General features: G+C 62.7%; 11 protein-coding genes. 5 read left to right on the forward strand and 6 right to left on the reverse strand.

Translation table 11 applies throughout. The features are described 5' to 3' along the window. From Q0R16_RS07710 to Q0R16_RS07720, 3 genes are all read right to left on the reverse strand, one after another. Positions 1-261 (reverse strand): DUF445 family protein (locus tag Q0R16_RS07710; protein WP_295634522.1); only part of this gene is annotated, 261 nt, incomplete at its 3' end. A gap of 83 nt (positions 262-344) precedes the next feature. Beyond that, entirely contained in the window at positions 345-3,545 is a 3,201-nt protein-coding gene (locus Q0R16_RS07715) for an efflux RND transporter permease subunit (RefSeq protein WP_295634525.1), read from the reverse strand. Positions 3,546-3,774: 229 nt separating this feature from the next. Continuing rightward, positions 3,775-4,989 carry an efflux RND transporter periplasmic adaptor subunit gene (locus tag Q0R16_RS07720; protein ID WP_295634528.1) on the reverse strand — a complete coding sequence of 405 codons (1,215 nt, stop codon included), beginning with the start codon at positions 4,987-4,989 and terminating at the stop codon, positions 3,775-3,777. A 178-nt stretch (positions 4,990-5,167) separates the two neighbouring features. Between Q0R16_RS07720 and Q0R16_RS07725 the strand changes: the two genes are divergently transcribed. Then, on the forward strand, positions 5,168-5,305 hold the full coding sequence (locus Q0R16_RS07725) for a hypothetical protein (RefSeq protein ID WP_295634531.1): 138 nt from the start codon (positions 5,168-5,170) through the stop codon (positions 5,303-5,305). Positions 5,306-5,328: 23 nt separating this feature from the next. Here the strand turns inward: Q0R16_RS07725 and Q0R16_RS07730 are convergent, their stop codons facing one another. Further along, positions 5,329-5,628, reverse strand: coding sequence for a DUF1153 domain-containing protein (locus Q0R16_RS07730; protein WP_295634535.1), 300 nt, complete (start codon positions 5,626-5,628; stop codon positions 5,329-5,331). A 614-nt stretch (positions 5,629-6,242) separates the two neighbouring features. Here Q0R16_RS07730 and mnmA point away from each other — a divergent pair. From mnmA to Q0R16_RS07750, 3 genes are all read left to right on the forward strand, one after another. Continuing rightward, positions 6,243-7,448, forward strand: coding sequence for a tRNA 2-thiouridine(34) synthase MnmA (gene mnmA, locus Q0R16_RS07735; RefSeq protein ID WP_295634538.1), 1,206 nt, complete (start codon positions 6,243-6,245; stop codon positions 7,446-7,448). After that, complete coding sequence (locus Q0R16_RS07740) at positions 7,445-8,389, forward strand: cation diffusion facilitator family transporter (RefSeq protein WP_295634541.1); 945 nt, start codon at positions 7,445-7,447, stop codon at positions 8,387-8,389. Before mnmA ends, Q0R16_RS07740 begins: the two co-directional genes overlap by 4 nt. A gap of 231 nt (positions 8,390-8,620) precedes the next feature. Continuing rightward, positions 8,621-9,385, forward strand: coding sequence for a sulfite exporter TauE/SafE family protein (locus Q0R16_RS07750; protein ID WP_295634547.1), 765 nt, complete (start codon positions 8,621-8,623; stop codon positions 9,383-9,385). 41 nt (positions 9,386-9,426) lie between these two features. Here Q0R16_RS07750 and Q0R16_RS07755 read toward each other — a convergent pair whose 3' ends face one another. Together Q0R16_RS07755 and Q0R16_RS07760 are read right to left on the reverse strand one after the other, a co-directional pair. Continuing rightward, positions 9,427-9,708 carry a hypothetical protein gene (locus Q0R16_RS07755; protein ID WP_295634550.1) on the reverse strand — a complete coding sequence of 94 codons (282 nt, stop codon included), beginning with the start codon at positions 9,706-9,708 and terminating at the stop codon, positions 9,427-9,429. Positions 9,709-9,794: 86 nt separating this feature from the next. Further along, the gene (locus Q0R16_RS07760) at positions 9,795-10,091 is read right to left on the reverse strand and encodes a hypothetical protein (protein WP_295634556.1); all 297 of its coding nucleotides are present in this window, start codon (positions 10,089-10,091) and stop codon (positions 9,795-9,797) included. Between the two features lie 137 nt (positions 10,092-10,228). On the opposite strand from Q0R16_RS07760, the gene Q0R16_RS07765 reads away from it, so the two are divergent. Then, positions 10,229-11,109 (forward strand): serine hydrolase (locus Q0R16_RS07765; RefSeq protein WP_295634553.1); only part of this gene is annotated, 881 nt, incomplete at its 3' end.

Here is an 11,109-nt window from a genome sequence, read left to right on the forward strand (position 1 = left end):
GATGCGGTCCTTGTTTTCGGGGATGATCGCGGTGTGCGGGATCGGCACGCCCAGCGGGTGGCGGAACAGCGCGGTGACCGCAAACCAGTCTGCCAGCCCGCCAACCATCGCGGCCTCGGCAAAGGCGCGCGCGAAGCCGAGCGCCGGCGCAAAGTCGGGAAACCGCGCTTCGAGCAGCCGCGAAGCAAGATAAACGGCCGCCATCGCCAGCAAGAGCCCGGTCGCCAGCCGCCGCATCCCCCGCGCCCGATCGACCGTCATTGACGCACGCCGCAGGATTGACCGGCCACGCAGCAATCCGGGTGCGGCCACTGATTGTACTCGAGCGTCGGATCGCGGCACGGTCACTCGGCGGGAATCGCCTCGGGCTTTGCCGGGGTGAAGCCGCCCTGCTTCGGCGTGGTTTCACGCGTCAGCAGCTTGCGTCCGAGCCAGGGACCCAGCCGCTTTTCAAGGCCATCGGCCAGGCTGAAGCCCGCCGGCACGATCAGCAGCGTGAGCAATGTCGACAGGATCAGCCCGCCGATCACGACTGTGCCCATCGGCGCGCGCCAGCCGCTATTGCCCCCGATCGACAACGCGGTGGGTATCATGCCCGCGACCATCGCCACCGTGGTCATAACGATCGGCTGCGCTCGCTTGTGACCGGCGTCGATTATCGCGCTGAGTTTGTCGACGCCGTTTGCCATTTCCTCGATCGTGAAGTCGATCAACAGGATCGAGTTCTTGGCGACGATGCCAAACAACATCAAGATCCCTATGAACACCGGCATTGTAAGAGGCTGTCCTGCAATAATTAGCAGAATCAATCCACCAAGAGGCGCCAGAAACAGCGAGGCCATATTGACCAGTGGCGAGATAAAGCGTCTGTAAAGTAGCACCAGAACCGAAAAGGTCAGCAGTACGCCAGCCAAAAGCGCACGAGGGAAGTTGGTAGCCATTTCTTCACTGATCTTCTCATTGCCAGCTTTGGCATTTGAAACGCCAGCAGGCAGGTTCTTCATGATCGATAAGTTCTTGATCGCTTCGTCGGCAGTTCCCTTCACCACCCCCGGAGGTAGATCTGCGCCGACATAAACGCGCCGGCTAAGGTTATAGCGCTGTATCTGGATCGGGCCTGCACCGAAGGTGATAGTTGCCAAGCGAGAAAGCGGAACCGTTCCGCCGCTGGCCGTCGGCACCGGCAGGTTCTCGATCGTGGCGAGCGATTGACGCTGTTCGACCGGAATCTTGACTCTGATCGGAACCTGACGGTCGCTCAGCGAGAACTTGGCGCTATTCTGGTTGATCTCGCCCTGTGTTGCGATCCGGATTGTCTGGCTCAGCGCCTGAGTAGTGACACCGAGCGAGGCTGCGAGATCGAAATGCGGAGTGATCACAAGTTCGGGCCGCTTGAGATCGGCATTGATGCGCGGCGCGACCACCGATTTGAGAGTCGCCATCTGCTCCGCCAGCGTCTGCGCGGTCTTCATAAGCAGATCCGGATTGGACCCCGACAGCATCACGTCGATTGCCCGACCCGACCCGCTGCTACCGCCACCCTGCTGCTGCTGCTGGAACGTTACGCGCGCATCGGCAATTTTTTGCAGGATAGGAGTCAGTTCGCGTTCGAACACGATGCTGGTGCGGGCACGATCCTTCTTGAGGCTGATATAGATGTTGGCATTGGTCTCACGGATTCGCTCGATCGCAATTTCGACTTCAGGTTGGGCAAGGATGATCGCCATGACCTTGTCGGTGATCGCCTCGTTCTGCTTGAGCGTGGTGCCCGGCACAGTTTCAATTTGAAGCTGGACGTTGTTTGAGTCCTCGTCAGGGAAAGTTTGTTTTGGAATCACTACGGCAATGCCAACGGTCATGAGCAGCGCGACAAAGGCAATTCCGATCATCCAGATGCGATGGTCGCGCACGCGTGCACCGAGACGCCGCACAAACGTAAGCCGCCCATCAGCTCTGGTAAACCGGGCACGATAAGCTTGCGCCGCGCGCGTATCGAGGGACCACCTGAGGATTGCCATGTATCGGTCCATCATCGGACCTTCGCCATGGCTTTGTTCGCCCTTTGCCTTCAGAAAATACGCGGCAACCATCGGCGTTATCATTCGCGCGACGAGCAGGCTGAACAGCACCGAAATCACTACCGTCCAGCCGAAGTTCTTGAAGAACTGGCCTGAAATGCCTGGCATCAGGCCCACCGGCAGGAACACCGCAACGATCGAGAACGTGGTCGCCACAACCGCAAGCCCGATCTCGTCGGCCGCATCGATCGACGCCTGGTACGCCGATTTGCCCATTCGCATGTGCCGCACGATATTCTCGATCTCTACGATCGCATCATCGACCAGCACTCCCGCGACAAGGCCCAGCGCCAGGAGCGTCAGCGTGTTGAGGGTGAAGCCGAATACGTTCAGAACAAAAAACGTTGGGATACTCGACAGTGGAATAGCTATCGCAGAGACGATGGTCGAGCGCCAGTCGCGCAGGAAAAAGAACACAACGATCACCGCAAGGATCGCGCCTTCGACCATTGCTGAAAGTGAGCTATGATATTGTTCACGTGTTTGATCGGCGCTGTTGTAAACGTTAGAAAAGTGGACGCGATGGCCCTGCTCTTCTTCAATCTTTTTCAGTTCCTTTTGTGTTGCATCATAGACTTCGACGTCGGACTCGCCGCGTGCGCGTGCGATCGAGAACGTAACCGCGCCCTTGCCGTTGACCTTTGCGATCGAGGTTAATTCCGAGTAACTGTCTTTGACTCCGGCAACATCGCCAAGCCGGACCGTGCGCCCGTTGGCGAAGCCGACCTGCGTCTGCGAAAGTTCGTAAGCAGTTTTGGCATTACCCAGCACACGCACGGACTGACGTGAGCCCGCGATTTCCGATTGGCCACCCGCAGCGTTGAGGTTGAGCGCACGCAGAGCAGCGTTGACTTGGACCGCGTTGACGCCGAGCGATTGCATCCGCGCTGGATCGAGAATTACCTGAATCTCGCGATCGACCCCACCACTGCGGTGCACTTCGGCCATGCCAGATACTGCGAGCAACCGTTTTGAGACTGTATCATCGACGAACCATGAAAGCTGTTCGAGCGTCATGTCATCGGCGGTCGCACTAAAATAGCCGATCGGCTGGGATGACGTCGCCAGTTTGTAGACTTGCGGTTCGAGAATGCCATCGGGCAAGTCACCACGCACTTGATCGACCGCGTTCTTCACATCTGCCACTGCGCCGTTGACGTCGACGCCTAGCTGAAACAGGACGCCGATCCTCACCGACCCTTCGGTGGTTGTCGAGCCCACCGAGTCAACGCCCGAGATCTGCCGGATCGACGCTTCGACCTTGTTGGTAATCTGGTTTTCGATTTCTGTCGGCGCAGCACCCGGCTGCGCGATCACGATCTGTACCACTGGAAATTCGACGTCGGGCTGGTCCTGGACCTTCATGCCCATGAACGCCACAATCCCCGCCAGTGAAAGCGCCATGAACAGGACGAGCGGCACCACCGGGTTGCGGATTGACCAAGCAGACAGGTTGCGGAAGTTCATAGCGTTGTGTATCACTTAATTCCCAAGTGGGACTAAATAAAACCAATTCGGAGATTGATTATGTGTTCAAACTGGTCAGTCTTACTATTTATCTTGTTCGGCATTTCGCCCACAAATTGTAGTATTCCTTGAAGTTCTTTGGCACTCGCTCGGCTGAGCGAGTGCCTTTGAAAAGGGATTTTCCCTAATACTTGGCACGCTAAAAATTGCGAAACTTCTTGCCGGCAAACTAATTAATTTTATCGACTTGCGCTATTATTGGATTAAGCCTGTCACCCGGATTGAGGAAGCCGCCCGCGCGCAATACAATGTGTTCGTTCCCGGCCACGCCACTAATTACGGCGATGCCCTTCTCGGTCACATCGCCTGTCGTCACGTCGCGGCGGACCGCCTTGTTCTTACTACCCACCACATAAACATAGCTGCCTTTTGCATCACTGAGGATCGCGGATTCGGGCAGGACCGGAGCGGTAATCGCGCCCGCGCCGATCGTGGCCGTGGCGAACCCGCCGGGGCGCAGCGCAGCGTCATAGGCCAGCGCAACGCGCGCCAGACCCTGCCGGCTTTGCGGGTCGATCGTGGGTGAAAGCTGCCACACCTGACCATGGAAGGCCTTGGTGGTGCCGACCGGAACGACATCGACCGGAATGCCGACCGCCATCTGCGAAAGATCGGATTCGGCAACCTTGGCCTGCATTTCCATTTCGCCGTCCTTGGCGATCTGGAACAGCACTCCGCTGCCCGCGCCGACGATCTGGCCGGGTTCGACCCCGCGCGACAGCACGAGGCCATCGGCCGGCGCCACGATGTTCAGCCGCGCGGTGCTGGCGCGCAACTGGTTGAGCGTGGCTTCGGCCACACGCGTTTGCGCATTGGCCGAATCGCGCGTGGCGGTCAGCCGGTCGACATCGGCTTTCGAGATGAAGCCGTTCGATACCAGTTTGAGAGCGCGATCGAGATTGGCTTGCGCCAGCCGCGCGTTGGCGCGCTGCACTTCGATATTGGCGGCTTGTCCGGCAATCTGCTCGGCCTGGACCGAACGATCGACCACCGCCAGTACTTGCCCTGCGTGCACCCAGGTGCCCGCGTCGACCAGCACCGAGACGACCTTGCCACCTTCGCCCGCGATGCCCACCGGCATGTTACGCCGCGCTGCCAGCACACCGCTGGCCGTGATCTTGCGCGAAACCGTGGTGCGCCCGGGCACCACGAACGATACTGTCTGTGCCTGCGCGGCCTTGTCGGTGGCAGTGGCGTCGGTTGCGCTGCGATTCTTGACAACCGCAACCGCGGCGATCGCCAGAACGATCAATGCGCCGCCGATCCACCACTTGCGCCGCGACGGACCGCGATCAGCCGCACCATAGGAACCTTGCCCATAGTTCGCCTGGTCGTTCTCGAAAGAGGCGGGACCGCCCGTGCCGATGCTGGTTTCATAATTCATGGGTTCTGCAAGCCTTGATCGACCCGGCCGACGCCTTGCGCCAGCAGCAGGCCGGAAAGTGTATTAATCCGCTAGGACAGTTCTCGCAAGTCAATCGAGTGCGGCAAGATCAGCGTCACTTTGCCAATTTGCCTTGTTGTTTAGCGCAGTAGCCACGTGATCGACCAACTGCAATCGCATGGCGACGGGCGTCATGTACGGATATGGCGCGATCTGTGCCACCATCCGGCTGATTTTGTGCGAGTTTGGCCTTTCTGGCAGCGAAACGGCCACCTCCCTGGGGAAGCGGCCGCCGTCGATGGAACTGTTGGTGTGATATTTATGCCATTGGCTATGCTATCAAAATCTCAACTGCCGCTCATAAAGGTCGCGGTACTTCTGGATCTTGGTCACGCGCAGTCCGGGCATTCCCGAACGTTCGACCGCACGTTGCCACGACGCGAATTCTTCGAGCGTGAGCGAATAGCGTTCGCACACCTCCTCGATCGTCAGCAGCCCTCCGTTGACCGCGGCCACGACCTCGGCCTTGCGCCGCACCACCCAACGTGTGGTCTGCGGTGGTGGCAGCGACTCGATCGTCAACGGTTCCCCAAGGGGACCGATCACTTGTGCCGGTTTGAATTTCTGGTTCTCGATCATGCAGACATCTCGGATTCAGTCCTGTGCGCCGACGCGGTGGATGTGGCGCCACCGGGTTCAGGCAAGGCTATGCCCGACACAGATTGACCAGCGACTGAAAGGGTTGGGTTAACAACGATTTCATTTTCCCCGGCTTGATTGATGGCGGCTGGGCTGATGGCGATTGGGCTGCCGGTCCGATCCGCAGCGGCTGCCGGCAACAGCGCCAGCCACTGCGCGGCCGATCCGTGAAAGCTGGCAGGGCGTTCAGGCCGCGCGCCCTCGATCGCACGTGCTGCGCGAAAATCGTGGCTTGCAACAAGCCGCGCGCACAGTTCGGCCCAGCCCAGCGGGCGCAGCGCCCTGCCCGAGCCCGAACACGAACCCGAGCCAGCCGGAAGTTCGAATGCAGTGTCGAAAGATGTGTGAAACGCCATGTCCATGACGCTGCCTTAGCCGCAAGATCGATAAGCTTCGGTAAAGCCCACCTTTACCTGCGGTTAGGATGCGGGCCATCTGGCAACACCCAGTCGGGGTGGCGGCAATCGGTTGCCACAACGCGTTTCCAGCAAATCCCTGCCGCATCAGCGCGCATCGTCTTTGCAGCGGACTGCCGTAGCGGCTATGCGCGCGGCATGACCGCTGCGCGCATTTCCGATCCGATCGACCCGGCCACACTGTTTTCGCTTGCCGAATCCATGGCCGCACAAACTTCCGCCCGTCGCATCGTCGTGGCCATGTCGGGCGGAGTCGATAGCTCGGTCGTCGCAGGCCTGGCCGCACAAACCGGCGCCGAAGTCATCGGCGTGACGCTCCAGCTTTACGACTACGGTGCCGCGACCGGCCGCAAGGGCGCATGCTGCGCGGGTGACGATATCCGCGACGCGCGGATGGTGGCCGAACGGCTGGGCATCGCGCATTACGTGTTCGATCACGAATCGCGCTTCCGCGAAGACGTGGTCGAACGCTTTGCCGACGATTACATGGCCGGCCGCACCCCGATCCCGTGCATCCGCTGCAACATGGGGCCCAAGTTCACCGATTTGCTGGCAATGGCGCGCGATCTGGGGGCCGATTGCCTGGCCACCGGGCACTATGTACGCCGGGTTGAAGGCGCGAATGGCCCTGAACTGCATCGCGCGCTCGATCCGGCGCGCGACCAGAGCTACTTCCTTTACGGCACCACCGACGAACAGCTCGCGTTCCTGCGCTTTCCGCTGGGCGGGCTGCCCAAGCCGCAAGTGCGCGCACTGGCCGAATCGATGGGGCTGGCGGTTGCGGCCAAGCCCGACAGCCAGGACATCTGCTTCGTACCCGACGGTGATTACGCCAGGATCGTGCGGTCCTTGCGCCCCGAAGCCGAAACCGACGGCCCGATCGTCCATGCCCAAACCGGCGAAGTGCTGGGCCGCCACAAGGGCGTGATCTACTATACCGTGGGCCAGCGGCGCGGGCTCGAAATCGGCGGGCAGCCGGTGCCGCTTTACGTGACCGGTATCGAACCCGCCGGCGCGCGCGTGCTGGTCGGACCGCGCGAACTGCTCGGCGGGCGCGGCGCGCGACTCACCGAAACCAACCGCATCGGCCCGATGCCGGCGCCGGGCACGCCGCTAACCGCCAAGGTGCGTTCATTGGCCAAGCCGGTGCCGATCGCTCTCGATGGCGTGCTGGGCGAGGGTGCAGCAGTCGGCATCGCGTTCCCCGCACCCGAATATGGCGTCGCGCCGGGGCAGGCAGCGGTCATCTACGCGGGCGATCGCGTGGTGGGTGGCGGCTGGATCGAATCGACCGAGCCATGGCTGGCCGCCTCGGCAACGCAATCCGACAGGGTGGGCGCATGAAGGCCGGAAACTCCAAAGTCCTGATCATCGCGCTGGCCGCCAACGTGGGGATCGCGGTGGCCAAGTTCGCCGCCGCCGCTATCACCGGCTCGTCCGCCATGCTCACCGAGGGCGTCCACAGCCTGGTCGACAGCACCAACCAACTCCTGCTGATGTACGGCCAGAAACGCGCCGCCAAGCCCGCCGACGCGATCCACCCCGCCGGATATGGCCGCGAACTGTACTTCTGGAGCTTCGTCGTCGCGCTGCTGGTGTTCGCGCTGGGCGCCGGCGTCTCGCTTTACGAAGGCGTGATCCACGTGATGGAGCCCGAACCTGCGGTCTCGCCGCTGATCGCCTATGTGGTGCTGTTCGTGGCCTTCGCGCTCGAAGGCGGATCGACTTACGCCGCGTTCCGCGAATTCGACGCCGCACGCAAAGGCAAATCGTGGTGGGAGGCGCTGGTGGGAACCAAGGACACCACCAACGTGATCGTGCTGCTCGAAAACGGCGCGGCGATGGCCGGGATCGTGGTCGCCGCGATGGGCCTTGCGGCCTCGCAACTCAGCGGCGATCCGCGTTTCGACGGCGTTGCCTCGATCGTGATCGGGCTGCTGCTGGGCGCGGTCGCGATCTTCCTGGCACGCGAAGCCAAGGGATTGCTGATCGGTGAAGCGGCCGATCCGCACCTGATCGAAGGCGTCCGCCGCGCCGCCACCCGCGCCGGCGTGATGGGCGTGGGCGAAATCATGACCATCCACAATGCGCCCGACCAGATCGTGGCGGCGGTCAACGTCGATTTCGACAACCGGCTAAGCGCGGGCGAAGTCGAACGCATCGTCGACGCCATCGAACGCGACCTCCAGGCCGAATTCCCCGCGATCATGCGCATCTACATCCGCCCGCATGAGGATGCGGGGCTCAAGTTCGGCCCCGGACGCGGGCTGCTCCCCGCTGTCTGAATGCGCACCCGGTTGAGCATCTGCCGGCGCAAGCGCAGCTTCGCCACCGAGGCCGATGCCATAGCCGCCGCCTTGGCCGCCTCGATCCCGCTGCGGCCTTACCGGTGCGATCGGTGCTTTGGCTTTCATCTGACGGGGCGGACGAAGGGAAAGCGCAGTTTGCCTGACCCGGGGTTGCCCGGGCCACGCATTTCCTGTCTTTAGACCGGATTCGCACGAAGGAACCGCCCATTGGATCACGCACATATTCTCTCACTGGCGCTGCTGTTTGCCGCAGCTTTGTGGGCGGGCGCGCAAAACCAGTTGGCGGGCGGCGGATCATTCATCACGCTGCCTGCGCTGATCCTGACGGGCATGGACGCCCGCTCGGCCAACATCACATCAACCGTGGCGCTGTTCCCCGGCCAGATCACCGGCGGCTGGATCGGCCGGAAGAACGCCAGCGGGACCGCCAGCTTGTCGTTCCGCGCGCTCGTGATCCTCAGCCTGATCGGCGGCGCAGTCGGCGCGGCGCTGCTGTTGCTGACGCCGAGCAACGTGTTCGCCAGGATGGTGCCGTGGCTGGTGCTGTTCGCCACCGCCGCGTTCGCTTACGGCAGCTTCGGGCGCAAGCCTGCTGCGGCCGAGGACAGTTCGGGAGGCCTCGGGACCTTCGGCGCGGGCGCGATGCAGTTCGGTATCGCGGTCTATGGCGGCTATTTCGGCGGCGGTATCGGGTTTTTGATGATGGCCGCGCTGGCGCTCAGCCGCGTGCCCGTCCGCGCTGCGGGCGCCACCAAGAACGTGCTGGCCGGCGTGATGAACTTCACCGCGGTGCTGATTTTCCTGTTTTCGGGCCAGGTCCGCTGGATCCAGGCTGGCGTGGCTTGTGTCGGCGCGCTGATCGGCAGTGTGGTCGGTGCCAGGATGCTGCGCTGGGTTGACGAAAAGGTGCTGCGGATCGTGGTGGTCATCATCGGCGTGGCGCTGACCGTGGGGCTGTTCCTGCGCGCTTGAGCGGTCTCGTCCCCTCCCGCGTTGGGGTGGGCACTTCTGCCTTAAGCAACCACCGCCAGTGGCCCCTTCTTCACCGGCACCCCATCCTCCTGGGGTCGGCAGTACCGCACCACCCACATCGGGTAGCCCTCCGGCGCCATTACCACATCGGGCACGCCCACCAGGTCCTTGCCCGTTTCCACCCAGCCCTCACCATGGCAGAACTGGCAGACCGTGCGCGAAGAGCGGAAGCTGGCGAGGTCGATCGCGGTGTTCCACTGGCCGTGGCCGTGACACACCGGGCAGCACTGATCGAGATCGCCATGGCGCGGCTGGAGCGGCACGGTGTCGAACGCGTGCGGCGCATCGGGCCCGTCGCACAGGACGATGTTGGAGAAGTGCGCTATCGGTTCCCCCTAAGGCTGGCTGGCTATTTCCACGGTTCGAGCTGGCAGCCCCCGCCTTCGCGATAGGTCGCGGTCTGGCGCGCGAGTAGCGGGAAGCGCGCGGTGACGCTGTGCGCATGCGCATCTTCGCTCAGCGAGATCATGCCCATGCCCGGCTCGAAATCCTTGGCGCAATCGCCCAGCGTGCGCCCGCCGGCATAGCGGCACGAACAGGCCACGCGCGCGCCATAAGATGCGCCGACTTGCGCATAACCGTTGATCGTGCCCCAGAACCACGCGAACACCGCCGCGATCAGCGCGACAACCACAACCAGCGCGATCAACCAGCGTCGCCGCACACGACCGGGCCGGGGCGCACCTTCGCGGCGCCCAGTGCGGTGAAGCGTCGTGGATATGTTTGCGATTGGCACCTTAGCAGTTGTCACGGCGGGCCGATCCAGTGGTATGGGCGGGAACGATGAATCGCGCCTGCCTTATCCTGCCCTTGGCGCTGCTGCCAGCCCTGTTCGGCTGTGGCCAGTCCGCGCCATCGGGACCGCCGCCTCTGGCGCCCAAGGCGCTGGCCGTAGTGGCCGCAGACGTGGCCGACCGCGACGGCGTTGACCGCGAATCGCTGGCCCGCGCGATCGACGCGCTGTTCACCGATCCCGCGATTGCCGAAACCCGCGCGCTGATCGTGATGCACAACGGCCGCATGATCGCCGAACGCTACACTGCGCCCTATCACGAACACACCCGACTGATTTCCTGGTCGATGGCCAAGAGCGTTACCGGCGTGATGATCGGCATGCTGGTGTCCGACGGCCGTCTGCGGCTCAACGAACCCGCGACCGTCCCCGCCTGGCAACGCCCCGGCGATCCGCGTGGCGAGATCACGCTGCGGCAACTGCTCCAGATGCGATCGGGGCTCCATCATGTCGAAGCCGGCGATCCCGTGTACAAGTCCGACGAAGTGCGCATGCTGTTCCTCGACGGCCGCGACGACATGGCCAAATACGCCGAAAGCCAGCCGCTCGAAGCGCAGCCGGGCACCAAGTTCAAGTATTCGTCCAACACCAGCGTGATCCTGGCCGACCTCGCCGCGCGCTCGCTGGCGCCCGGCGGAGACGCCGAAACCCGCCGCCGCGCGGTCAGCGACTACCTCCGCACCCGGCTGTTCGAACCGATGGGCACGCACTCGATGCTCCCCGAATTCGACGCATCGGGCACGCTGATCGGCGGCAGCACCATCCACGCCACCGCGCGCGACTGGGCCCGCTTCGGCGAAATGCTGCGCAACAAGGGCGCGGTGCGCGGCGTGCAATTGGTCCCCCGCCAGTGGATCGACTTCATGACCAC

This window comes from Novosphingobium sp. (genome assembly GCF_025351285.1).
Taxonomy (GTDB): domain Bacteria; phylum Pseudomonadota; class Alphaproteobacteria; order Sphingomonadales; family Sphingomonadaceae; genus Novosphingobium.